The sequence below is a fragment of the Micromonospora sp. ANENR4 genome (assembly GCF_015354395.1).
In the GTDB taxonomy this organism is placed as follows: Bacteria; Actinomycetota; Actinomycetes; order Mycobacteriales; family Micromonosporaceae; genus Micromonospora; species Micromonospora aurantiaca.
Window position 1 is genome coordinate 153869 of record NZ_JADKYQ010000008.1, and the last position, 23276, is coordinate 177144.

The following is a 23276-nucleotide window of genomic DNA, read 5'->3' on the forward strand; positions in this document are numbered from 1 at the left end:
CCTCGGGTTACTCCCCTTCTGCTGCTGCGGCGCTGCCGCGCACCTTATCGCGCCGGGGCGACGAACCGAGCACCACCGCCACAGTCGTCCCACTCGGCTGCCGCGGCCTGATCTCCAACCGGCCTCGGATACGTTCCGCCCTCTCGGCCATGATCGCAAGGCCATAGTGCCCGTCCGGGCGCTGGTCACCGATGCCGTGACCGTCATCCGACACTTCGATTCGGGTGTACGGGGGATCCACCTCGCACGTGACCCACAGGTTCGACGCGCCGGCGTGCTTGCGCGCGTTCGTCACCGCCTCCTGCGCGATGCGCAGCAACTCGGCCTCGGTGGCGGCGGGCAGCCGGGCGGTGGACTCGTCCAGCGACAGGTGCACCCGCAGGCCACCGGACGCGCCGACGGTGCGGGCGTACTCGGCGATGGCGGCGGCCAGGCCACCGTGCCGGTCCACCTCGCTGCGCAGCTCGAACAGGCTCAGCCGCAGCTCGGTGATCACCCGGGTGACCTCCTGGCGCAGCGTGCGCAGCGAGTCGGCGGTCTCCTCGGCGTCCTCGTGCACGGTGGCGAGCGCGTTGTCGATGCCGTACCCGACCATGACCAGTTCCTGGGCGACCCCGTCGTGGATCTCCCGGGCCAGCCGCTGCCGCTCCTCGTTCGTCGCCAGCGAGCGCACCTCGTCGAAGAGCAGCGCCGCCTCCAGCCGCAGCGCCGCCGGGCCGGTCAGCGCCGTCACCCGGGACACCACCGGCGGCGGGTACGCGGCGGCGGTGTCCGCCTCGATCACCACCAGGCCGACCGTGCGCACGCCCGCCACCAGCGGGACGATCAGCGCGGAGACCTCCCCGGAGTGCCGGGACCGGGCCTGCGAGCGGGCCGAGACGGTCGGCTGCTGGGTGGCCCAGGCGTCGGCGATGGCCGAGTCGGCGTCGAGCGTGGTCTCCCAGTCGACCCGGTCCGCGCCGATCTGCGCGAGCACCACGAGTCGGCCGCCGCCGCTGGCGGACAGCACCGCGCCCCGGTCGGTCTTGGCGACCACCCGCAGCTCCTCCAGCAGGTGCTCGGAGATGCCGCCCGGGTCCAGGGTGGCGCCGGGCAGCTGGCGGGCGACCGTACGGAGCTGGGTGAGCAGGCGGGTCGCCTCGGCGTACGGCTGGGGTTTGCCCTCGCCGCGCACCCGCATGACGCGCTGGAGCGTGCCGGCGGTGTAGAGGCCGAGCCCGGCGAGGATCAGCCACTGCGCGCAGACCGCGAGGTAGCCGACCTGGCCGAGCTGCGGCCCGCCGTCGACCTGGGTGAACGCGGCGCTGGCCAGCAGCGTCGCCGCCGCCACCGCGAGCAGCGCGGCGCCCTCGCGGAAGCGGCGGCTGAGCGCGGTGACGGTGACCGGCACGGCGAGGTACGGCAGCACCGCCGAGGCCCCCACCCCGCCGGTCACGCCGGACAGGTGGGTGTCGGCGGCGACCTGGCTGGCGGCCAGCCCGAGCACCACCACCTCGGCGAAGCGGCTGATCGGGGCGAGCAGCCGGTGTTGGGGGGCGAGCACGGCGGGCAGGCCGGCGACGCCCAGCAGCGCGATCCACCAGAGCTGGGTGGCGTCGCGGGTGGCGAACAGGGTCAGGGCGGCGACCAGCGCGAGGAGGACCGCGCGAGCCGCCGCCGCGAGGGGCTGCGTCGACGGCTGGCGGGATGTGGAGGCGGGCACGTGACGGATGGTAGTCAGCCCCGGTAGATCTCGGCGATCTCCGAGGCGTACGTCTTGTGCACGACCTGACGCTTGACCTTCAGCGACGGGGTCAGCTCGCCGGTGGTCTCGGTGAAGTCCTGCGGCAGGATCCGGAACACCTTGATCGCCTCGGCCTTGGACACCGCCTGGTTGGCCTGGTCGACCGCGGACTGCACCTCGGCGCGCAGCGCCGCGTCGTCGCGCAGCTCGGCCATGCTCGTGGTCTCCGGGCGCCCCTGCCCGGCCAGCCACTTCGGCAGCGCCTCCTCGTCGATGGTGACCAGCGCGGCGATGAACGGCTTTCGGTCGCCGACCACCACGCACTGGCTGATCAGCGGGTGCGCCCGTACCTGGTCCTCCAGCACCGCCGGGGCGACGTTCTTGCCGCCGGCGGTCACGATGATCTCCTTCTTGCGGCCGGTGATGCTCAGGTAGCCGTCGTCGTCGAGGTGCCCGAGGTCGCCGGTGCGGAACCAGCCGTCGGTGCTGATCGCCTCGGCGGTGGCCGCGTCGTTGTGCCAGTAGCCCTGGAAGACGATGTCGCCGGCGATCAGGACCTCGCCGTCGTCGTCGATCCGGATGGTGACGCCGGGCAGCGGGCGGCCGACGGTGCCGATCCGGGTGCCGGTGGGCAGGTTGGCGGCGGCGGCCGGCGAGGTCTCGGTGAGGCCGTAGCCCTCGCAGATGGTCACCCCGACGCCGCGGAAGAAGTGCCCGAGCCGCGCGCCCAGCGGCGCGCCGCCGGAGATGGCGTCGCGGCACCGGCCGCCCATCGCCGCCCGCAGCTTGCGGTAGACCAGCTTGTCGAAGAGGGCGTGCTGCGCGCGCAGCCCCAGGCCCGGACCGCCGGGCAGTTCCTGCGCCTCGCTCCACGCGATGGCGACCTTCTCCGCCCGGTCGAAGATCTTGCCCTTGCCCTCGGCCTCGGCCTTCTGCCGCGCGCCGTTGTAGACCTTCTCGAAGACCCGGGGTACGGAGAGCACGAACGTCGGCTTGAAGTCCTGCAGCTCGGCGACCAGGTTCTTCGTGTCCGCGCAGTGCGACATGGTGGCCCGGGCGTGCACCACGCCGACCTGGATGAGCCGGGCGAAGGCGTGCGCGAGCGGCAGGAACAGCAGGGTGGAGGCGCCCTGGCGGAACAGGTTCGGCAGCACCGGCACCGCGTTGGCGATGTCGGAGTAGATGTTGCGGTGGGTCAGCACGCAGCCCTTGGGCCGACCGGTGGTGCCGCTGGTGTAGATGATCGTGGCGACGTCGTCGGCCTTGAGCAGCGAGCGGCGGGTCTCCACCTCGGCCCGGTCCACCGACGCCCCGGCGGCGACCAGGTCGTCGACGGCGCCCAGGTCGATCTGCCAGACCTCGCGCAGCTCGGGCAGGCGGTCGCGGACGCCGGCGACCAGGGTGGCGTGCGCGGTGCTCTCCACCACGACGGCGACGGCGCCGGAGTCGCCGAGGATCCAGGCGGCCTGCTCGGCGCTGGACGTCTCGTAGATCGGCACGGTCACCGCGCCGGCCGCCCAGATCGCGTAGTCGAACAGGGTCCACTCGTAGCGGGTGCGGCTCATCAGGCCGACCCGGTCGCCGGGGGAGACGCCGGCGGCGATCAGGCCCTGCGCCACCGCCACGACCTCGTCGCGGAACTGGCGGCAGGTGACATCCTCACGCGCGTCCGTCCCCGCGCCGGGGCGGACGAACTGCACGGTGTCCGGGGCGACCTCGGCGTTTTCCCAGACCGGGTCGGTCAGGTTGGCCGCGTCGCCGACGGTGACGATCGGCGGGACGGAGAACTCGCGCACCTGCACTCCCTCGTGCTCTACCGGCGGGGGCCGGCCTGGTCGGCTCTGTCGAAACCTACCCGCACACCCCGGGGGGTCTGCCAGGGAGGTTGCCCGCCCGGCTGGTGGGACGCCGTCCGGCGGGTGGAGCGGGACCGGCCGGGAGCCGGCCGGGTAGCCTCCCCCCATGGCGGACTCCTCCACCCAGTCGATCATCATCGGCGCGTCACCGGACCGGGTGGCGGCCGTCATCTGCGACTTCCCGAGCTATCCCGAGTGGGCCGAGGCGGTACGCCGGGCCGAGGTGATCGAGGAGTACGAGGACGGCTACGCCAGCCAGGTCCGGTTCACGCTCGACGCGGGCGTGATGGCCGACGAGTACGTGCTGGCCTACGAGTACGCCGAGGACATCTCCCGGATCGAGTGGCACCTGGTCGCCCCGTCGAAGATGCAGCGCTCCCAGCGCGGGTCGTACGACCTGGTGGGCAACCCGGACGGGACGACCACGGTGACGTACACCCTCGAGGTGGAGCTGTCCGTGGCGATGCTCGGCATGTTCCGCCGCAAGGCCGAGAAAATGATCATGGACGCGGCGTTGAAGCAGCTCAAGCGCCGGGTAGAAGCACCCGGTGCGGCGCAGGAGAACCGACCGTCGTCCCGGTAGTCACGCTGGAGGAGCCGAACCATGGGCACCACTGATCCGGGTTCGGCCCGGGAAGAGGCCGAGCGCCTCGTCGCCACACTGCTCGCCGGCGCGAAGATGGCCGCCGCCGCACCCGGCTCCGGTGCCTGGGGTCCGCTCGGTGGGATCCTCTCCGGTGTCCTCGGTCACACCCCGCCCGGCGCCGGGCCCGCTCCGGAGACACCCGCGCCCGCCGGTTTCGCCACCGGCTCGCCGGAATGCTGCGTCTGCCCCGTCTGTCGCGGTATCGCCGCCTTGCGCGACCCGAGTCCGGAATTCGCCGAGCGGCTCGCCACCGGCGCCGGGGACCTGGCGGCCGGGGTGGCGAGCCTGCTGCGCGCGTTCACCCCCGCCGAGCCGGCGCGAACCGCCGGCGACGGCACCGCCGCCCCGGACGGATCCGGGGACCACGTGTGGCGCGAGGCGACCCGTACCGGGCATGATTCTCAGCCGGCACCCGAGCAGGACGTGTGGTCCGCCGCCACCCGTGGGGAGGGCGCGGCCGATTCGGGTGCCACCGCCGACGCCGCCGGGCCGCCGGAGCCGGACACGAGCCGGACACCGGCCGGCCGTCCCGTGGTGCCCGCCTCGCGGGCGTCCGGAGAGGTGGGCGCGGACGCACCAGGCGACGGGGCCTGACCACCGGACATCCCGGGACCGTACGGCCGGTTCGGCCGGTCCCCGGGCAGCACAGCAGAGGGGAGTGGCAGCGGTGACGCTGACCATCGGAGTCGACGTCGGTGGCACGAAGGTGGCCGGCGGTGTCGTGGACGACGCCGGCACGGTACTCGTGCAGACGCGACGGGACACCCCCGCCGACGACGTGGCCAAGACCCGCGACGTCATCATCGAGGTGGTCACCGAACTGGCCGCCGGTCACGCCGTGGAGGCGGTCGGCATCGGCGCGGCCGGCTGGATCGACGCCTCCCGCTCCACCGTGCTGTTCGCCCCGAACCTGGCCTGGCGGGACGAGCCGCTGCGCACGTACGTCGGCGACGCCACCGGCCTGCCGGTGATCGTGGAGAACGACGGGAACGTGGCCGCCTGGGCGGAGTTCCGCTACGGCGCGGCCCGCGACGCCGACGACTCGATGGTCATGTTCACCATCGGCACCGGCGTCGGTGGCGGCATCGTGCTCGGCGGTGGCCTGGTCCGCGGCGCCAACGGCATCGCCGCCGAACTGGGCCACATGCTCACCGTGCCGGACGGCCACCAGTGCGGCTGCGGCCGGCTGGGCTGCATCGAGCAGTACGCCAGCGGCAGCGCCCTGGTCCGCTTCGCCCGCGCCGCCGCCCGGCAGGAGCCGCACCGCGCGGCCGCACTGCTGGAGCTGGCCGGGGGCGAGGCCGAGACGATCACCGGTCCGATGGTGACCGCCGCCGCGAAGGGCGGCGACCCGGTCTCCACCGAGGCGTTCGCCCAGGTCGGCCGCTGGCTCGGCACCAGCCTCGCCGACATGGCGCAGATCCTCGACCCGCAGGTGCTGGTGGTGGGCGGCGGCGTGATCGACGCCGGTGACCTGCTGCTCGGCCCGACCCGGCGGTCCTTCGCCGACGCGCTGGCCCAGCGCAGCCGCCTGCCCGTCGCCGAGGTGCGCCCGGCCGAGCTGGGCAACACCGCCGGCGTGATCGGCGCCGCCGACCTGGCCCGGCGGATCTGACATGACTGACGCGGGTGTGCCGCTGCGGGTCGTGTCGTACAACATCCACAGCCAGCGCGACGACACCGCCGCGCTGGCCGAGGTGGTCCGTGCGGTCGCGCCGGACGTGGTGATCGTCCAGGAGGGACCACGCCGGTTCCGGTGGCGGCAGAAGACCGCCGCGCTGGCCGAGTCGTTCGGCATGGTGGTGGCGGCCGGTGGCCTGCCGTCGCTGGGCAACGTGCTGCTGACCAGCCTGCGGCTGCGGGTCGTCGACACCAGCTGCCAGCGGTACCCGCTGACGCCGGGACGGCACATGCGCGGCGCCGCCTATGCGCACTGCCGGGTCGGCGGCGTCGACGTGCTGCTGGCCGGCTCGCACCTGTCCACCGACCCGGCCGAGCGGCCGGCCCAGGCGGCGGCGTTCAAGCGTGAGCTGGACGCGTCCAAACTGCCCGTGGTGGCCGGTGCCGACGTCAACGAGGGCCCGGACGGGCCGGCCTGGCAGACGCTCGCCGAAGGGCTCACCGACACGGCGCTCGCCGCCGACCGGGCCGACCGGCACACGTTCTCCTGCGCCGACCCGCGCCGCCGCATCGACGCGCTCTTCGTCGACCCCCGGATCACCGTGGTCGACTACGACGTGGTGGACACCCCGGCGGCCCGCCGGGCCAGCGACCACTTCCCGGTCCTGGTCGACCTGCTGCTGCCCACCGCCTGACCGGCCCGGACCGCCGGGCCGGTGACGCACGGTCAGGTCCCGGCCGCCGGCGGGCCAACCGCTTCGCCGCCTTTGCTCTGCCGCCACATACGCACCAGCTACCCGCCGTGACCGCCGGGCCGCGTCCCGGCCGGACGGCCGCGAGACGTCGGCGCAGCTCCCGGCGGTGCTGCGTCCGTGGCGGCAGAGCAAAGGGCGAAAGAGGGTACGCCTCCGGCGCGGCCGGTCCACTCACGCTCGGTGACCGGCGCGCCGGTGACGCTGTGTCAAGGCAGCCGGGCGGGTGGGCGGCGCCGGATCCGGTGGCTGGACAACGGCGGGCATTCTCGGCAGGATTTCGCTCCGACCCGGCACGCGTGCCGCACAAAGGAGATTTCCCGGTGTCCTCCTCCACCGACCTCGGCCGCCCCGATCCGGACCGGACGGACGTCCCGGTCCGCGACGACCGCCCGGTCTCCGACCGGGGTGACACGGTCTGCGTCATCGGCGCCGGCGCCAGCGGCCTGACCGCCGTGAAGAACCTCCGCGAGGCCGGCTTCGGCGTCGACTGCTACGAGCGGGAGACGGGCGTCGGCGGCGCCTGGAACTGGCGGCATGACCGCAGCCCGGTGTACGGCAGCACGCACCTGATCTCGTCCCGGCCGTTCACCCAGTTCCCCGACTTCCCGATGCCGGACGACTGGCCGGACTACCCGCACCACAGCCGGTTGCTGTCCTACTTCGAGCGGTACGCCGACCACTTCGACCTGCGCCAGCACGTCTGGTTCGGCACCGAGGTGGTCCGCGTCGAGCCGGTCGAGGGGGACCGCTGGGACGTGACCACGCGCAGCACCGGCGGCTACGGTCCCGAGCGCACCTCGAGGTACGCCGCCGTGGTGCTCGCCAACGGCCACAACTGGTCGCCCAAGCTGCCCCGCTACGAAGGGCTGGAGGAGTTCCGCGGCGAGGTCATGCACGCCTCGTCCTACAAGGACCCGGCGCAGTTGCGCGGCAAGCGGGTGCTCGTGGTCGGCGCCGGGAACACCGGCTGCGACATCGCGGTCGAGGCGGCGCAGCAGGCGTCGCACTGCTGGCACTCCACCCGCCGCGGCTACTGGTACGCCCCGAAGTACGTCCTCGGCCGCCCCGCCGATCAGGTCAACGACACGCTGCTGGCGTTGCGGGTGCCGCTGCGCGTCCGGCAGTGGCTCTACCACTGGACGCTGCGGCTGACCGTCGGTGACCTGACCCGGTTCGGCATGCCCAAGCCGGACCACCGGGTCTACGAGACGCACCCGATCGCCAACAGCCAGCTCGTCTACTACGTCGGCCACGGGGAGATCACCCCGGTGCCGGACGTGGCCCGGTTCGACGACCGCGCGGTGGAGCTGACCGACGGCCGGCGCATCGACCCGGAGCTGGTCGTCTTCGCCACCGGCTACCTGCCGCGCTTCGAGTTCCTCAAGGGCCGGGTGCTCGGCGACGAGGACGGATCCGGGCGGCCCCGGCTGTGGCTCAACGCGTTCACCGCCGGTCATCCCACGCTCGCCGTGGTCGGCCTGGTGCAGCCGGACTCCGGCATCTTCCCGATCTCGCACTGGCAGAGCGTGCTGTTCGCCCGGCTGCTCACGCTGCGCGCCGCCCGGCCGGAGCGGGCCGCCGCGTTCGACCGCAAGGTCCGGGAAGGGCTGGGCGAGCGGTACTCGGCGAAGGTCAAGGACAGCACCCGGCACTGGTTCGAGGTCGGGCACGCCGACTACCTGCGCGCGCTCCAGCGGGCGCTGCACGAGCTGGAGGAGGGTAAATGACGGCGGCCGAGCGGGTGCGGGTGGTCCGGTCCTGGGAGTGGGCCCGGCCGGAACGGCCCGCCCGCCGGGAGGTGCTCGCCGCCCTGCCGGAGCGGGAGGAGGCGAAGCCGCCGCTGCTGTTCGTGCCCGGGTTCGGGCACGGGGCGTGGGCGTTCGCCGAGCACTGGCTGGGGCACGCCGCCGGTCGCGGCTTCCCGGCGTACGCGCTGAGCCTGCGCGGGCACGGCGGCAGCGAGCCGGCGCCGGAGGCGACGCTGCGGTCGTACACCCATGACGTGACGCAGGTGGCGGCGAGCCTGCCGCGGCAGGCGGTGCTGGTGGGGCACGGCGCGGGCGCCCGGGTCGTGGCGCACGCGATGGCCCGCTACCCGGCGCGGGCCGCGGTGCTGGTGGCGCCGGTGCTCGGCGGCTGGGCGACGTTCGGCACGGCGTTGCGGCGCAACCCGGTGGGCACGGTGCCGGCGGTCTTCGGCGCCGGGCTGCGGCTCAACCGGCGGCAGTTGTTCAGCCGGGAGCTGCCGGACGCCGACGCGCGGCGGCACCTGGCCCGGCTGGGCCGGGCCGGACGGCGGGCGCAGTGGCAACTGCTGACCGGCCGGTCCCCGGAGCCGGCGGTGGGCCGCCCGCCGGTGCTGGTGCTCGGCAGCCCGGACGACCGGGTGCTGCCGGCGACGGCGCTGACCAGGGCCGCCCGGCGGTACGACTCGGCGCCGCTGCTGTTCCCCGGCATGGGGCACGACCTGATGCTCGACGCGCGCTGGCGCGAGCCGATCGACGCGATCCTGGACTGGCTGGACAAGGACCCGGCGCCCGCCCTCGGGTGAGCGCCGGGGTGCCGGTCAGCGGGCGGCCGGGCGGCGGCCGACGAGCGTCCCGCTCTCCTCCAGCGCACTGAGGTAGGACGCCGCCCAGGCGTGGATGTCGTTGTGGGCCAGGTGGTCGCGCATCGCGCGCATCCGGGCCTCGACGTCCTCCGGGCCGGCGCGCAGCGCGGCCAGCAACCCCTGCTTGAGGCCGTCGAGGTCGTGCGGGTTGACCAGGTACGCCTGCTCCAGCTCGGAGGCGGCGCCGGCGAACTCGCTCAGCAGCAGCGCGCCGGTGCCGTCGACCCGGGCCGCCACGTACTCCTTCGCGACCAGGTTCATGCCGTCGCGCAGCGGCGTCACCGCCATCACGTCCGCGACGCGGTAGAGCGCGACCAGTTCGGCGCGGTCGAACGGCTGGGTGAGGTAGTGGATCGCGGGCTCGCCGACCCGGCCGAACTCGCCGTTGATCCGGCCGACCTGGTGCTCCACCCGGTCGCGCAGGATCTGGTATTGCGCGACCCGGTCGCGGCTGGGCACCGCCACCTGGACCAGCACCGTGTCGCGGACCTTGATGTCACCGTTGGCGAGCAGCTCCCGGTACGCCTTGAGGCGCTGCTCGATGCCCTTCGTGTAGTCCATCCGGTCGACGCTGAGGATCACGTGCTCGGGCCGGCCGAGGTCCTGCCGCAGCCGCCGGGCCCGCTCGGCGACCTCGGGGCGGGCGGCGAGCGCGGACACCTCGGCGGTGTCGATGGCGACCGGGAAGGCGCCGATGCGGACCACCCGGCCGTCCACGCCGATCCGCCGGTCGGTGGCGGGCAGGCCGAGCACCTTGGTGGCGAGCTGGGCGAAGTTGTGCGCGGCCTGGGCACGCTGGAAACCGACCAGGTCGGCGCCGAGCATGCCGCGCAGCAGCTCGGCGCGGCGGGGCAGCTGCATGAACAGTTCCGGCGGCGGGAACGGCACGTGCAGGAAGAACCCGATCCGCAGGTCGGGGCGCAGCTCGCGGAGCAGGCCCGGCACCAGCTGGAGGTGGTAGTCCTGCACCCAGACCAGGCCGCCCGGCTCGGCCACCTGGGCCGCGGCCTCGGCGAACCGCTGGTTGACCCGCTGGTACGCCTCCCACCAGCGGCGGTGGTACTCCGGCTGCTCGACGGCGTCGTGGTAGAGCGGCCAGAGGGTGGCGTTGGCGAAGCCCTCGTAGTGGTCGCGGAAGTCCTCGGCGCTCAGCGGCACGGTGTGCATGCGCACGCCGTCCACGTCCGGCAGTTCGGGCGCGGGACCGGTGCCGCCGGCCCAGCCCACCCAGGTGGCGGGTGTCTGCCGTAGCAGCGGGTGCAGGGCGCTCACCAGGCCGCCGGGGCTGCGGCGCCACTCGAAGGCGCCGTCGGGCGCCACGCTGTCGTCGATGGGGAGGCGGTTGGCCACCACCACGAGGGGGCTCTGTCGCATCTCGGGCAATCCGCTCAGCAGGGGACCGGCGACCCGGAAGGAGACGCAAGCCGGACAGCCGGTGCGGGACGTGACGTTCAGCCTATTCCTACTGACTGTAAGTTACACGCTTGTTACGCCTCGGCCCAGGGGCTGCGGCGTCCCGGCATCCGGGCAGCGCCCGGCGGCGGGGTGTCAGACGACCGCGCCGTCGTCCGGGTCGTGGTCGTCCCGGTCGCCCGGACGCAGCCGCCAGATCAGCATCACGAAACCGGCCAGGATGCCGGTGAAGCCGAGCAGCGTGACCACCGACGGGTCGACCAGCGACACCACGGTGGGGGACAGGAACAGCAGGAAGCCGAGCACGATGCAGGCCACGCCGAGCACCGCGTACTTGGAGAAGCGGGGCAGCGGGGGCGGCGGGGGCGGGGTGTAGTGATCCTCGTCCGACGCCTCGTCGGGCAGGTTCGCGCCGAACGTGTCCAGGCCGTCGAGCAGCGAGGGCTCGTCGTGGCGGTCCCGGCTGAGCGAGACGCCGGAGACGTCGGCGGCGTACGGCAGCCGGCGCACGTCGGTGGCGGTCGGCCCGGCGGGCTCCTCGGCCCGGCCGCCCGCGGCGGTGCCCGGCGCGGCCGGGTCGTCCACGTCCTCGGCGGCGGGCCAGGGGTGGCTGCCGGTGCTCGGCGTGGTGTGGAAACCGGCGACGATCTTCGCCCACTCGGCCTCGATGTCCGGCTCGTCGGCGCGCGGCGGGTCGCCCGCGCCCTCGTCGGCGAGCTGGGTCAGGTAGTCGCGGGCGGTGGTCAGGTGCGACCTGTCGACGTAGAGCCGGTCGACCGGGCGGGCCGGGACGGTGGTGGTGCGGGTCACCGGGTTCAGGTCGGCCGAGGGCTGGAGGTAGGCCGCGATGCCACCGGCGGCGAGCACGTCGAGCAGGTGCTCGCCGACGCGTGGATCGACGTCGCCCGCGACCGCGTACTCGGCCGCGTCGAGCCCGTTGTCCCGTCGTCCCCGACGGGGCCCGCCCCCTGACACCGGACACCCCCCTTCGCCGTTCCCTGCCCGTGCCCTGAATCGTGACACGTCGGCACCCGGTTCCGGGAGTGCGTTGTGGCGTGCCGCTCGTCGTTCGTACCCTCTTCCCGGACTCCCGTGGGCGCCGCCGGCGCCCGCGGGGCCACGCGGCGACCCGTCCGCCGCCACCGACACGGGAAGGACGCCGGTGCTGTACTGGCTGCTGAAGTACGTCGTTCTCGGCCCGCTGCTGAGGTTGATCTTCCGTCCGCAGGTGGAGGGACTGGAGCACGTTCCGGCCACCGGCCCGGTGATCCTGGCCAGCAACCACCTCTCCTTCTCGGATTCGATCTTCACACCGCTGATCGTCAAGCGAAAAGTCACCTTCATCGCGAAAGCCGAATACTTCACCGGTAAGGGCCTCAAGGGCCGGCTCACCAAGATGTTCTTCGTCGGCTCCGGCACCATCCCGGTCGACCGCTCCGGCGGCCGGGCCGCCCGCGCCGCCCTCGACACCCAGCTCTCCGTGCTGCGTGCCGGTGGCATCGCCGGCATCTACCCGGAGGGCACCCGCTCGCCGGACGGCCGGCTCTACCGGGGCAAGACCGGCGTGGCGCGGCTGGCGCTGGAGAGCGGCGCCCCGGTCGTACCGATGGCCATGCTCAACTCCGACGCGATCCAGCCCACCGGCCAGATCATCCCGAACCTGGGCCGGGTGCGGATCCGCTTCGGCCCGCCGCTGGACTTCTCCCGCTACGCCGGGATGGCCGGTGACCGGTTCGTCGAGCGGGCGGTCACCGACGAGATCATGTACGAGCTGATGGAGCTGTCCGGTCGCGAGTACGTCGACACGTACGCGCAGAAGGCCAAGAGCGCCGCGGCCCGGCAGCCGCTCCCGGCCTGACCCTCAGCCCGCCCCGGCGATCCGGAGCAGCCCAGTGGCGGCGTGCCGGCCGGCGAACGCGCGTACCCGGTCCAGGGTCGCCGCCGCGGCCGGCGGATCCGCCTCGGTGAGCGGCCCGACCGCCAGCGCGGACGCGATCATCTGGTCGGTGACGTCGGTCATCTCCGCGTACCCCTCGGCCGCTGTGGTGAGCAGCCGGCCCGCCCGCGCGGCGTCGCCGTCGCCCCGGGCCAGCGCCGCCTCGGCCGACCGTCCGGCGGCCCGCGCCCAGCGGGTGGCCCGCGGCGAGCGCGCCAGCAGGTCGCGCACCAGCACCGCGGCGTCGCCGCCGAGCAGCGCGGCCACGTGGCCGACCGCCGGCACCCACTCGGCGAACGGGATCATCCGGGTCTGCCGCCAGTCCTCGTCCAGCTCGGACAGCAGCGCCACCGCCTCGTCCCGGCGGCCCTGCACCGCGCGGCAGAGCGCGGCGTGCGCCAGCGTGGAGCGCAGCACGCGCTGGAAGCCGCTGCGGCGGGCCGCCACGAGCGCCTGGTCCACCAGGTCCTCGCCGGTGCCCGGGCCGGCCGGGTCGTCGCCGAGCGCGCGGATCCAGCCGGACACCGCCACGATGTGCAGGTCCCACTCGTCGGTCGGGCGCCGCGTCGACCCCTCGGCCATCCGCAGCGCCGACGTCCAGTCCCCGCTGTAGTACGACCGGGCCCACTGGTCGCTGAAGCTCACCGTCAGGGCGTGCTCGCCGGCCAGGTCCAGTGAGCGCTGCTCGTCGACCAGCCGTGCCGAGCCGGCCAGGTCACCCTCCTCCTGCAGCACCCAGGCCAGGTTGTGCACCGCGCGGCGGCGGCTGGTCAGCCGCTCCACCCGGCACTCCTCGGTCACCTCGGCCAGTTCGGCGTACGCCTCCTCGGCGCCGGCCTGGTAGCGGACCACGGCGAGCGTGATGCGCGCGTTCGCCCGGGCCTCGCGCAGCCCCAGCCGCTCGGCCAGCTCGGCGGCGGTACGGGCGGCCGCGCACGCCGGCTCCGTCTCCGCGTCCAGCATGTGCGCCCGGGCCAGCTCCAGCAGCACACCCACCTTGTCCTCGCTGTCCGGCAGCGTGGCGTGCAGCCCGATCGCCCGGTCCAGGCAGCGCATCAGCTCCGAACGGTCAGCCCGCGCGAAGGCCGCAGTGGCCAGTAGCCGCCACGCCTTCGCCGCGCCGGGCCGGTCACCGGCGTCGGTCAGCCGGTCGGCCAGCGTGGTGAGCAGCGCCGTACCGCCACCGTCGAGGAAGCCGTCGCGGTCCCGGTAGAACGCCAGCTCGGCCCGGAACAGTTCGAGTGCCGGGTCCGGCCCGCACTCCACGCTCAGCGCGCGGTCCACGAGCGTGGCAGCGGTCTCCAGCGCGTGCAGGTCGTACGCCCGGCGTGCCGCCCGGTGCAGCGCGGACCGGGTCGCGGCGGCGTGCGGGGCCTGGTCCAGCCCGACGGTACGGGCGATCTCGTGTGCCGCCCACCTGTGGTTGGCGAGCACCTCGGCCAGGTCGTGCAGTCGGCCGTCGGCGAGCTGCTCGAGCCAGTCGGCGGTGCGCTGGTGCCGGGCGACCCGCTCGGCCCGGGGCAGCCGCTGGTAGCAGACGTCCCGGACCAGCACGTGCCGGAACCGGTACTCCGCCTGGCCGGGCATGGCCGAGACGGGCAGCTCGTAGACGAGGTCACGCCGCTGGAGGTGGTGCAGCGCGCGCTCGACCCACTCCGTCGGGCGGCCCAGCGCCAGCGCGACCGGCGCCGCCCAGAACTGCACGCCGACCACCGAGGCGGCCTGGAGCACCGCGCGGTCGGCCGGGTCGAGCAGGTCCAGCCGGTTGGCGATGACGGCCTGCACGGTACGCGGCATCCCGGCGCTGCCGACCGGGTCGAGGAGCGCGAGCGCGGCGGTCCGCTCGGCCAGCCCGCCGTCGAGCAGCATCCGCGCGTACTCCTGGGCGTAGAGCGGGTTGCCGTCGGCGAACTCGATGAGCGGCGCGCGCGCCTCCTGCGGCAGCGTGGCCTGGCCGAGCAGCAGCGAGTAGAGCGTGTCGATGTCCCCGTCGTGCATCGGCGGCACCGAGATGGACATCGCCCCGCTGATCGTGCCGGTCCAGGCCGGGTGCCGCTCGCGCAGCTCCGGCCGGGCGGTGGCGACGACGAGCAGCGGCACGTTGCGGGCCGCCGCGCCGAGCTGCTCGACGAAGGACAGCATCGCCTCGTCGGCCCAGTGCATGTCCTCGAAGACGAGCACCGTGGGGCCGGTCGACGCCAGGGTGAGCAGGAACCGCCGCCACGCCGCCTCGGTCTCGGCCGAGGTGAGTCGTTCACCGGAGACGCCGACCAGCGGGCCCAGCGCCTCGGCCAGCCGTACCGCGTGCGGATCGGCGAGGTGGCCCAGTCGCTCGCGCAGCCGGTCCCGGATGGTGGCCGGGTCGTCGGCGCCGGTCAGCCCGGCCCAGCTCCGGACGATGTCCGCCAGCGCCGCGTAGGTGACGTTCTCGCCGAACGGCGGGCACTGGCCGGTCAGCCAGGTGACCCGGGCGCCGGGCAGGCTGGCGGCGTGCCGGGCCAGTTCGCGCAGCAGCCGGCTCTTGCCGACCCCGGCCGGGCCGAAGACGGTGAGCAGCTGCGAGGTGCGCTCGGTGAGCGTGCGGTGCAACGCGCTGACCAGCAGGCCCCGCTCGTGGTCCCGGTCGACCATCGGGGTCAGCTCGGCGGTCTGCCCGTCGCGCCGGGGCCGCGCCCGCACGGCCAGCCAGATCCGGCTCACCGTCGACCGGCCGCGCAGGGTCACCGGTGGCTGGTCGTCGTACTCCATCTCGCGCCGGGTGGCCGCCCAGGTGCTCTCGTCGACCACCACGCCGCCCACCGGAGCGAGCCCCTGCAACCGGCTGGCGGTGTTCACCACGTCGCCGGTGACGAACGCCTGGCCGCCGTCGCGGGCCGCGGACAGGTCGACCAGGGCCTCGCCGGTGGCGATGCCGACCCGGAACCCGAGCGGCGGATGCGGGCCGGCCGGCTGCCGGGCCAGGCTGCGTTGCAGCTCCAGCCCGGCGCGTACGCAGCGCAGCGCGTCGTTGTCGGTGGCGACCGGCGCGCCGAACAACGCCATGACGGCGTCGCCGATGTACTTCTCCACCACGCCGCCGTACTGGTGCACCAGCCGGCGCACCGTGGCGAAGTACGCCTGTTGCAGGCCGCGGGCCTGCTCCGGGTCGGCCCGCTCGGCGTATGTCGTGAAGTCGACGATGTCGATGAAGAGCACGCTCACCTGGCGGCGGTCCTCCTGCACGGCGACCGCGTGGTCGCGCAGCGGCTGACCGCAGTTCGTGCAGAAGTTGGCGCCGGTGTCGTTGGCGTGGCCGCAGCCAGGGCAGGCAGCCGCCAGCGGACGGCCGCACCCACCGCAGAAACGGTCGTCCGGCCCGGCAGTCCGGGCGCAGTGTCCACAGGTGAGGTCGATGTCCGGCTCCGTACGCGTGAGGTCCCCAGTGTCCCGCGCGGCCGCGCAGTCGGGTACCCGACGGGTCGGCGGGACGTCACGGCTGTTCGGCCGGGTCTAGTCTCCCCTAGCAGGAAGTCCCGTCGACAGGGAGTTTGCCGTGCACGTCCGGCTGTCCGCCGCATGGACCGATCCACGGGGGACGGTGTGGGCCGTCGGCGACACGGTCGACGTGGACGCCGTGACCCTCGCCGAACTGGAGGAAAAAGGCATGGTGGAGCAGCCCGCGGGTAGCGGATCGACCGAGACCACGACCACCACGACGACCCCGCCGAAGAAGACCGACCCGTCGAAGATCGGCCCGGGCCCGAGCTCGCCCCCGGCCGACACCGACAACGACTGACCGGGCGTACGACGAACGGGCGTACGACGAACGCGGCGGGGGCCGGCGGGACGACCGCCGGCCCCCGCCGTCGTCGTGTCAGCGGTCGTTCATGCCGGCCCGGCGGCGCAGCGCGGCCACGTCGGTGACCACGATGCGGCGTCCCTCGGTGCGCAGCCAGCCCCGGCTGGCGAACGAGCCGATGGCCTGGTTGACGCTCTGCCGGGAACCGCCCGCCATCTCGGCCAGCTGACTCTGGTTCAGCTCGATGGTGATCATCGGGGCCTGGCTCTCACCGGCGAGCCGGACCAGCGTCTTTGCGACCCGGCCGGGCAGGTCGAGGAAGACGTGGTCGGCGTTCTGCTCGGTGAGCCGGCGGATCAACTGGCCCAGCGAGCGCATCACCGCGTCCAGGATGCGCGGGTTGGAGTGCACCAGCTCCATGAATGCCGGCCGGGACAGCGCCAGCGCGGCGCAGTCCTCGATCGCCTCGGCCGACGCCGAGCGGGTGGAGGCGTCCAACAGGGACACCTCGCCGAGCACGTCCGGGGGTCGGATCACCGACAGCACCGCGCGTTCACCGGTCGGCGCGGTGCGGAACACCGCCACCGCGCCGCGGCGCAGCACGATCAGCGACTCACCGGGATCGTTCTCGACGAAGAGCAGCTGGCCCTTGCGGTAGGTGCGCGGTACGGCCGCGGCGATGACACGCTGCCGCACCTCCGGCTCGAGCCCGGCGAACATCTCCACACCCGTGAGCGCGTCACCCGGCTCCGGCAGGCGAGACTCCACGGCTCAACCCCTCCCCGGTCAGAAGTCACGACTCGCACACCGGGTGAAGCTGTCATTCCCGGTACGAGGCAGCTCAACCGGTTCGGCGCCCGACGGCGGTACACATCAGATCATGACGCTCTCGTCGCGTGCTGTACACCCCCGGAAACACTTCCGTGACCATGCCCGCCCGCCGCCGGCACACGCGCCGACCTCGGCGGACGCCCCGGCGACCGGTCCGTGCCGGTGATGGGCGAGGATGGGGGCGATGGTCTACCGCTATTTCTACGACTGCGAATTCATCGAGGACGGCCGCATCGTCGACCTGGTGTCGATCGGCGTCGTCGACGAGTACGGCCGCGAGTTCTACGCGGTCTCCACCGAGTTCGACGACTCCCGGGCGGTGCCCTGGGTGCGGCGCAACGTGCTGGACAAGCTCCCGTCGCCGGCCGACCGGGCCTGGCGCTCCCGCGCGCGCATCCGGGACGACCTGCACGAGTTCCTGCTGGAGCCGGTGCGGGACCGGCCGGGCGAGCAGCTGGAGCTGTGGGCCTGGTACGCCGCCTACGACCACGTCGTGCTGGCCCAGCTCTGGGGCGCGATGCCGGCGCTGCCCCGGGAGATCCCCCGCTTCACCAAGGAGCTGCGCCAGCTCTGGGACGACCGGGGTCGCCCCCGGCTGCCGGACGCCGAGGCCGACCGGCACGACGCGCTCGTGGACGCGCGGCACAACCTGGCGCGGTGGCGGGCGATGACGGCGCGGGAGGTTTGACCGGTTCCGCCCAGGGCACGGGAGCGGCATCTACGCCGATCCGAGACAGGAGTGCCCCATGAGCAATGAGCCGACAAACGCCGCGGACGCCCGCCGCCGGGTCACCGAGCTGATCAGGGACGCCCGGATCTGCCTGCTCACCACCACCGGCGTGGACGGGCGTCTGATCAGCCGCCCGATGGGGTTGCAGGAGGCGGACTTCGACGGCGACCTGTGGTTCTTCGCGTACGCCGACTCGGCGAAGGTGCGGCAGATCCGGGTCAACCCGCAGGTGAACGTCGGTTTCTCCGACCAGCGCCACCACGCCTGGGTGTCGGTCGCCGGCACCGCCACCGAGGAGTGGGACCCCGACCGGGCGAAGGAGCTGTGGAGTCCGGTGCTGAAGGCGTGGTTCCCGGACGGGCTGGACACGCCCGGGATCACGTTGATCAAGGTGCACGCCGGGTCGGCGGAGTACTGGGACTCGCCCGGCAGCACCGTGGTCAACCTGCTCGGCTTCGCGAAGGCGGCGGTGACCGGCAAGCCGCCGAAGGCGGGGGAGAACCACGAGGTCAGCTACTGACGGGTAGCCCGTCCGCCGTCCGGAACGGCCCGGGGTGCGGTGTCGGCGTACACCTGTGCCGACTACAGTGCGCAGTGACGGCCCGCCCCGGGCCGGCAACGGCGCCGATGGTCTGATCTGACACATATCCTGGGGCTTATCCGGGCTTCACCTGATGCTCCAGGAGGATGAGCAGATCATGCGTATCGGCGTGCTCACCGGCGGCGGCGACTGCCCAGGTCTCAACGCGGTGATTCGGGCGGTGGTCCGCAAGGGCGTCGCCACCTACGGTCACGAGTTCGTGGGCTTCCGGGACGGCTGGAAGGGCCCGCTCGAGGGCCTGACCAAGCCGCTCGGCATCGCCGAGGTGCGTGGCATCCTGCCGCGCGGCGGCACCATCCTCGGCTCGTCCCGCACCAACCCGTTCAAGATCGAGAACGGCGTGGAGCGGATCAAGGACAACCTCGCCGCCCAGGGCGTGGACGCGCTGATCGCGATCGGCGGCGAGGACACGCTCGGCGTCGCCACCAAGCTGCACGAGCTGGGCGTCAACGTCATCGGTGTGCCGAAGACGATCGACAACGACCTCGGTGCGACCGACTACACGTTCGGCTTCGACACCGCCGTCAACATCGCCATGGAGGCGATCGACCGGCTGCACACCACCGCGGAGAGCCACCACCGCACCCTGGTGGTCGAGGTCATGGGCCGGCACGCCGGCTGGATCGCCCTGCACGCCGGCCTCGCCGGTGGCGCCAACGTGATCCTGCTGCCGGAGCGGCAGTTCGACGTCGAGCAGGTCGCCGGCTACGTCGAGAAGCGCTTCCAGCACCAGTACGCCCCGATCGTCGTGGTCGCCGAGGGCGCCCAGCCGCTGGACGGCCAGATGGTCCTGCACAACCAGGAGCTGGACGCGTTCGGTCACGTCCGTCTCGGCGGCATCGGCCAGTGGCTGGCCGAGCAGCTGGAGGCGAAGACCGGCAAGGAGGCCCGCACCGTGGTGCTCGGCCACATCCAGCGCGGTGGCACTCCGACCGCGTTCGACCGGGTGCTGGCGACCCGGCTCGGCCTGCACGCGATCGACGCCGCGCACGAGGGCGACTGGGGCAAGATGGTCGCGATGCAGAGCACGGACATCGTCCGCGTCCCGCTCGCCGACGCCACCCGCGAGCTGAAGACCGTGCCGCTGGAGCGGTACGCCGAGGCCGAGGTCTTCTTCGGCAGCTGATCGACGGCGCACGGGCGTGGCGGGCCGGCGATCCGGCCCGCCACGCCCTGCCCACGTGACCCGGGAAGGGGTACGGCTGATGGCACGCCAGGTGCACACGGTCGCGGTGATCGGCGCCGGCAAGATCGGTGAGCTGATGCTCTCCGGGCTGCTGCGTTCCGGCTGGCCGGTGGAGCGGCTGCTCGCCACCGCGCGGCGGCCGGCGCGGGCGCGGGAGCTGGCCGACCGCTACGGCGTACGGGTGGTGGACAACCTCACCGCCGTGACCGAGGCCGAGGTGCTGGCCGTGTCGGTCAAGCCGCAGGACGCCGCCGCGCTGCTGGACGAGATCGGCCCGAAGGTGCCGGCCGACAAGCTGGTCATCTCGCTCTGCGCCGGCCTGCCGACCGCCTTCTTCAACCGCCGGCTACCAGAGGGCACCCCCGTGGTCCGGGTGATGACGAACACCCCGGCGCTTGTCGACGAGGCGATGAGCGCGATCTCGGCGGGCGCGTACGCCACCGGCGAGCATCTGGCCCTGGCGGAGGAGATGTTCTCCCCGCTCGGCGCCACCGTCCGGGTGCCCGAGTCGCAGCAGGACGCGGTCACCGCGCTCTCCGGCTCCGGCCCGGCCTACTTCTACCTGCTGGTCGAGGCGATGATCGACGCGGGCATCCTGCTCGGCCTGCCGCGCCAGGTGGCGCACGAGCTGATCGTGCAGACCGCGATCGGCTCGGCGGTGATGCTGCGCGACTCCGGTGAACACCCGGTGAAGCTGCGCGAGGCGGTCACCTCGCCCGCGGGCACCACCATCTCGGCGATCCGCGAGCTGGAGAACCACGGCGTACGCGCGGCCATGCTGGCGGCGCTGGAGGCGGCCCGGGACCGGGCCCGGGAACTCGCCGCCCAGGCGGACTGACGCTCAGCCGGGCCGCGCCGCCGGTCCCGGTCGCCGGTGCCGGCGGAGCAGCAGGATCAGCACGGCCAGCGCGAGCGTCCCCCACAGTGGCACCCAGCGGGGCTGGTGCTGGGCGAGCGTGCCGACTGCGCCGCCGACGCTGTAGCTGACCAGGGCGAGCAGCCCGAGCAGGGTGCCCCGCCGGGCCCGGCCCCGGCCGGCGGCGGGACCGAGCAGCCAGCGGGCGGCGCGCTCACCGGTCTTGGTCGTGGTGTCCGACTGGTAGGTGATCGGCGTCGCGATGCCCGCGGTCCGGCTCGCCACAGTGGTCAGGCTGCCCATGGCGACCGCTCCGGCGGCGGCGAGCAGCACCCGGGACGCTGTGCCGTCCCGGCCGTACGCGAGCGTCAGGTTGAGCACCGTCCAGACGATCATGGCGGCTTCGGGGGTCGGTCGTCGGCGGACGGGGTGACATGGCGGCGAGCGGACGCGCGACCGGCCGGCCGGCCCGCCACAGTCTCGTGGCGATCGTGTCGATCGTCGTGCTCTCCGGCGCGTTCTTCGGCTACAACCAGGGCGTCATCAGCGGCGCGCTGCACGACATCCGGCACACGTTCGACGTGGACACCTTCGAGGTGGAGGTGGCGGCGAGCTGGGTGACGCTCGGCGCGCTGGCCGGCGCGCTCGCCGGTGGTCACCTCGCCGACCGGATCGGCCGGCGGGGCGCGCTGTGGGTCGCCGCCGGGGCGTACGTCGTCGGCACGATCGTGCAGGCCGCGGCGCCGGCCATCGGCGCACTGCTCGGCGCGCGGCTGCTGCTCGGCGTGGGTATCGGCGTGGCCTCGGTCGCCGGGCCGATGTTCGCGGCCGAGGCGGCGCCGGAACGGATCCGCGGCGGCCTGCTCGCGGTCTACCAGTTCTCGACCACCTTCGCGATCTTCATCGGCTACCTGGCGGACGAGCTGTTCACCGGCGGCGAGTCGTGGCGCTACCTGCTCGGCGCGGCGATCGTGCTGGGCGTGGCGCTGATCCTGGTGACAGTGGTGGTGCCGGACTCGGCGGTCTGGTACCTCAAGCGGGGCGACGGGCGCCGGGCCCGGGAGTCGCTGTGCCGGACCGTTCCCGAGCAGCGGGTGGAGCAGCGCCTCGGCGAGATCGAGAAGAGTCTGCACGGCCGCAGGGCGAGCTGGCGGGAGTTGCTGTCACCGCAGTGGCGGCGCCCACTCGCGCTCGGCGTCGGGCTGGCGCTGTTCCAGCAGACGACAGGGATCAACGGCATCATCTACTACGCCGACTCGATCTTCTCGGCGGCCGGATTCCGTACTCCGGAGGCGCAGCTCTCCGCGACCACCTGGGCGATCGGCGCGGTGGACGCGGCGTTCGCGCTCGTCGCCGTGGGCCTGCTCGACCGCGTCGGCCGCCGGCCGCTGCTGCTTGTCGGCCTGGCCGGGATGGCGGTCTCGCTCGCCGTGGTGAGCGTCAGCTTCCTCGGTGCGGGCGGCGGGCGCGGCGACGGGCGGATCACCACCTCGGGTCTGTTCCTGCTGGTCGGCGTGGTCTTCTTCGTCGCGTTCTACGCGGTGTCCATCGGCCCGGGCGCGTGGACCGTGATCAACGAGATCTATCCCGGTCCGATCCGCGGCCGGTGCGTGGCGATCGCGTCGGCGACCCACTGGGGCACCGAGTACCTGATCACGCAGTTCTTCCTGAGCCTGCTCGACGCGCTCGGCCGGTCGGGCGTGTTCGCGCTCTTCGCCGGGCTGTGCGTGCTCGGCTTCCTGTTCGTCCGGCGGTACCTGCCGGAGACCAAGGGCCGGACGCTCGAGCAGATCCAGCAGATGTGGGTCGCCGACTACGACCGGCGCAAGCGGGCGTACACCGGTTCCTGAAATCCCCCAGAACGGCTGCGGGCGGACTAAAGCACTCTTAACGTGACGGAGTAGCTGAAACCGTACAGACGGTGCGGACGAAGGGATCGCGAAGTGCATCTCACGCCGAAGGAATTCGACAAGCTGACGATCCACTCGTTGGCGATGGTCGCGAACGCCCGCAAGGCGCGCGGGGTCAAGCTCAACCACCCCGAGGCCGTGGCGGTGATCTGTGCCGCGGCGCTCGAAGGCGCGCGCGAGGGCAAGACCGTCGAGGAGGTCATGAACGACGCGAGCCACGTGCTCACCGCCGACGACGTGATCCCCGGCGTGGCGGACATGATCCCGATGCTCCAGGTCGAAGCGGTCTTCACCGACGGGTCACGGCTGATCACCGTCCACTCACCCATTCAGTAGAGCAGCGACCGGAGGCCACGGTCTCCGGCAGAGCGGGGGCGACATGGCGAAGCAACACCCGGGACCGAACTCCAAGCACCTTCGGCCCATCGGCGGCTACAAGCTCAGCGACCAACCTCTGGAACTCAACGCCGGGCGGCCGGTGACCGAGGTGGTCGTGCACAACACCGGTGACCGCCCCATCCAGGTCGGTTCCCACTTCCACTTCTTCGAGGCCAACCGCTTCCTGGAGTTCGACCGCCCGTCGGCGTTCGGCAAACGGCTGAACATCCCGGCCACGACCTCGATCCGGTTCGAGCCCGGCGACCGCAAGACCGTCCAGCTCGTCCCGTACGGCGGCTCCCAGCGGGTGTACGGCTTCAACGGCCTGGTCCAGGGCTGGACCGGCGACGGGCCGATCCCCGGCTACCGGCCGGACCGGGCCGAGGCGCTCCACCAGGCCCAGACGCGCGGCTTCAAGACCACGTCGCAGCAGCAGGACCAGGGCA

21 protein-coding genes and 1 pseudogene are annotated in these 23276 nt (G+C 73.4%); 15 read left to right on the forward strand and 7 right to left on the reverse strand.

Going from position 1 to position 23276, the window contains the following annotated elements:
* Positions 1-7: 7 nt before the first annotated feature.
* Both IRY44_RS15910 and IRY44_RS15915 read right to left on the reverse strand, forming a co-directional pair.
* A complete protein-coding gene (locus IRY44_RS15910; protein WP_194801170.1) occupies positions 8-1702 on the reverse strand; it encodes a GAF domain-containing sensor histidine kinase in 1695 nt (564 codons plus the stop codon).
* A 14-nt stretch (positions 1703-1716) separates the two neighbouring features.
* Positions 1717-3519 (reverse strand): AMP-dependent synthetase/ligase, encoded by a 1803-nt coding sequence (locus IRY44_RS15915; RefSeq protein ID WP_194801171.1) that lies wholly within the window; start codon positions 3517-3519, stop codon positions 1717-1719.
* A gap of 166 nt (positions 3520-3685) precedes the next feature.
* On the opposite strand from IRY44_RS15915, the gene IRY44_RS15920 reads away from it, so the two are divergent.
* From IRY44_RS15920 to IRY44_RS15945, 6 genes are all read left to right on the forward strand, one after another.
* Positions 3686-4162 (forward strand): SRPBCC family protein, encoded by a 477-nt coding sequence (locus IRY44_RS15920; protein ID WP_194801172.1) that lies wholly within the window; start codon positions 3686-3688, stop codon positions 4160-4162.
* 21 nt (positions 4163-4183) lie between these two features.
* On the forward strand, positions 4184-4819 hold the full coding sequence (locus tag IRY44_RS15925) for a hypothetical protein (protein ID WP_194801173.1): 636 nt from the start codon (positions 4184-4186) through the stop codon (positions 4817-4819).
* A 73-nt stretch (positions 4820-4892) separates the two neighbouring features.
* Entirely contained in the window at positions 4893-5840 is a 948-nt protein-coding gene (locus IRY44_RS15930) for an ROK family glucokinase (protein WP_013287673.1), read from the forward strand.
* Between the two features lies 1 nt (position 5841).
* Positions 5842-6540 (forward strand): endonuclease/exonuclease/phosphatase family protein, encoded by a 699-nt coding sequence (locus IRY44_RS15935; RefSeq protein WP_194801174.1) that lies wholly within the window; start codon positions 5842-5844, stop codon positions 6538-6540.
* A 380-nt stretch (positions 6541-6920) separates the two neighbouring features.
* The gene (locus tag IRY44_RS15940; protein WP_194801175.1) at positions 6921-8327 is read left to right on the forward strand and encodes an NAD(P)/FAD-dependent oxidoreductase; all 1407 of its coding nucleotides are present in this window, start codon (positions 6921-6923) and stop codon (positions 8325-8327) included.
* Positions 8324-9151 carry an alpha/beta hydrolase gene (locus tag IRY44_RS15945; protein WP_194801176.1) on the forward strand — a complete coding sequence of 276 codons (828 nt, stop codon included), beginning with the start codon at positions 8324-8326 and terminating at the stop codon, positions 9149-9151. The genes IRY44_RS15940 and IRY44_RS15945 overlap by 4 nt, the downstream gene beginning before the upstream one ends.
* 15 nt (positions 9152-9166) lie before the next feature.
* On the opposite strand, the gene IRY44_RS15950 is transcribed toward IRY44_RS15945, so the two are convergent.
* Both IRY44_RS15950 and IRY44_RS15955 read right to left on the reverse strand, forming a co-directional pair.
* A complete protein-coding gene (locus tag IRY44_RS15950; RefSeq protein WP_194801177.1) occupies positions 9167-10585 on the reverse strand; it encodes a trehalose-6-phosphate synthase in 1419 nt (472 codons plus the stop codon).
* A gap of 174 nt (positions 10586-10759) precedes the next feature.
* Complete coding sequence (locus tag IRY44_RS15955; RefSeq protein ID WP_194801178.1) at positions 10760-11599, reverse strand: DUF308 domain-containing protein; 840 nt, start codon at positions 11597-11599, stop codon at positions 10760-10762.
* Between the two features lie 187 nt (positions 11600-11786).
* Between IRY44_RS15955 and IRY44_RS15960 the strand changes: the two genes are divergently transcribed.
* The gene (locus tag IRY44_RS15960) at positions 11787-12482 is read left to right on the forward strand and encodes a 1-acyl-sn-glycerol-3-phosphate acyltransferase (protein WP_194801179.1); all 696 of its coding nucleotides are present in this window, start codon (positions 11787-11789) and stop codon (positions 12480-12482) included.
* A gap of 3 nt (positions 12483-12485) precedes the next feature.
* On the opposite strand, the gene IRY44_RS15965 is transcribed toward IRY44_RS15960, so the two are convergent.
* The gene (locus IRY44_RS15965) at positions 12486-15953 is read right to left on the reverse strand and encodes an adenylate/guanylate cyclase domain-containing protein (protein ID WP_194801298.1); all 3468 of its coding nucleotides are present in this window, start codon (positions 15951-15953) and stop codon (positions 12486-12488) included.
* 139 nt (positions 15954-16092) lie between these two features.
* On the opposite strand from IRY44_RS15965, the gene IRY44_RS15970 reads away from it, so the two are divergent.
* Complete coding sequence (locus IRY44_RS15970) at positions 16093-16335, forward strand: hypothetical protein (RefSeq protein ID WP_194801180.1); 243 nt, start codon at positions 16093-16095, stop codon at positions 16333-16335.
* A gap of 78 nt (positions 16336-16413) precedes the next feature.
* Here IRY44_RS15970 and IRY44_RS15975 read toward each other — a convergent pair whose 3' ends face one another.
* A complete protein-coding gene (locus tag IRY44_RS15975; protein ID WP_013287664.1) occupies positions 16414-17106 on the reverse strand; it encodes a Crp/Fnr family transcriptional regulator in 693 nt (230 codons plus the stop codon).
* 247 nt (positions 17107-17353) lie between these two features.
* Here IRY44_RS15975 and IRY44_RS15980 point away from each other — a divergent pair, with 247 nt between their 5' ends.
* The 4 genes from IRY44_RS15980 (at position 17354) to proC (ending at position 20524) form a co-directional block, all read left to right on the forward strand.
* Positions 17354-17857: a polyadenylate-specific 3'-exoribonuclease AS gene (locus tag IRY44_RS15980; RefSeq protein ID WP_013287663.1), complete on the forward strand. Its 504-nt coding sequence runs from the start codon at positions 17354-17356 to the stop codon at positions 17855-17857.
* A 58-nt stretch (positions 17858-17915) separates the two neighbouring features.
* Positions 17916-18419 (forward strand): pyridoxamine 5'-phosphate oxidase family protein, encoded by a 504-nt coding sequence (locus IRY44_RS15985; RefSeq protein WP_194801181.1) that lies wholly within the window; start codon positions 17916-17918, stop codon positions 18417-18419.
* Between the two features lie 178 nt (positions 18420-18597).
* Entirely contained in the window at positions 18598-19626 is a 1029-nt protein-coding gene (locus tag IRY44_RS15990; protein WP_030273929.1) for a 6-phosphofructokinase, read from the forward strand.
* A 79-nt stretch (positions 19627-19705) separates the two neighbouring features.
* The gene (proC, locus tag IRY44_RS15995) at positions 19706-20524 is read left to right on the forward strand and encodes a pyrroline-5-carboxylate reductase (protein WP_194801182.1); all 819 of its coding nucleotides are present in this window, start codon (positions 19706-19708) and stop codon (positions 20522-20524) included.
* 3 nt (positions 20525-20527) lie between these two features.
* Here the strand turns inward: proC and IRY44_RS16000 are convergent, their stop codons facing one another.
* A complete protein-coding gene (locus IRY44_RS16000) occupies positions 20528-20938 on the reverse strand; it encodes a DUF1275 family protein (RefSeq protein WP_228532188.1) in 411 nt (136 codons plus the stop codon).
* Between the two features lie 38 nt (positions 20939-20976).
* On the opposite strand from IRY44_RS16000, the gene IRY44_RS16005 reads away from it, so the two are divergent.
* From IRY44_RS16005 to IRY44_RS16015, 3 genes and pseudogenes are all read left to right on the forward strand, one after another.
* Complete coding sequence (locus IRY44_RS16005; RefSeq protein WP_194801183.1) at positions 20977-22392, forward strand: sugar porter family MFS transporter; 1416 nt, start codon at positions 20977-20979, stop codon at positions 22390-22392.
* 93 nt (positions 22393-22485) lie between these two features.
* On the forward strand, positions 22486-22788 hold the full coding sequence (locus tag IRY44_RS16010) for an urease subunit gamma (RefSeq protein WP_013287657.1): 303 nt from the start codon (positions 22486-22488) through the stop codon (positions 22786-22788).
* A 43-nt stretch (positions 22789-22831) separates the two neighbouring features.
* Positions 22832-23167 (forward strand): annotated as a pseudogene (locus IRY44_RS16015) (urease subunit beta); the annotation flags it as partial.
* Positions 23168-23276 lie beyond the last annotated feature (109 nt).

Bases quoted from the DNA above. Each gene is read 5' to 3' on its own strand.
- IRY44_RS15920 (WP_194801172.1), top strand. From the start codon at position 3,686: ATGGCGGACTCCTCCACCCAGTCGATCATCATCGGCGCGTCACCGGAC.
- IRY44_RS15925 (WP_194801173.1), top strand. From the start codon at position 4,184: ATGGGCACCACTGATCCGGGTTCGGCCCGGGAAGAGGCCGAGCGCCTC.
- IRY44_RS15935 (WP_194801174.1), top strand. From the start codon at position 5,842: ATGACTGACGCGGGTGTGCCGCTGCGGGTCGTGTCGTACAACATCCAC.
- IRY44_RS15945 (WP_194801176.1), top strand. From the start codon at position 8,324: ATGACGGCGGCCGAGCGGGTGCGGGTGGTCCGGTCCTGGGAGTGGGCC.
- IRY44_RS15950 (WP_194801177.1), bottom strand. From the start codon at position 10,585: ATGCGACAGAGCCCCCTCGTGGTGGTGGCCAACCGCCTCCCCATCGAC.
- IRY44_RS15980 (WP_013287663.1), top strand. From the start codon at position 17,354: ATGGTCTACCGCTATTTCTACGACTGCGAATTCATCGAGGACGGCCGC.
- IRY44_RS15985 (WP_194801181.1), top strand. From the start codon at position 17,916: ATGAGCAATGAGCCGACAAACGCCGCGGACGCCCGCCGCCGGGTCACC.
- IRY44_RS15990 (WP_030273929.1), top strand. From the start codon at position 18,598: ATGCGTATCGGCGTGCTCACCGGCGGCGGCGACTGCCCAGGTCTCAAC.
- proC (WP_194801182.1), top strand. From the start codon at position 19,706: ATGGCACGCCAGGTGCACACGGTCGCGGTGATCGGCGCCGGCAAGATC.
- IRY44_RS16000 (WP_228532188.1), bottom strand. From the start codon at position 20,938: ATGATCGTCTGGACGGTGCTCAACCTGACGCTCGCGTACGGCCGGGAC.
- IRY44_RS16005 (WP_194801183.1), top strand. From the start codon at position 20,977: ATGGCGGCGAGCGGACGCGCGACCGGCCGGCCGGCCCGCCACAGTCTC.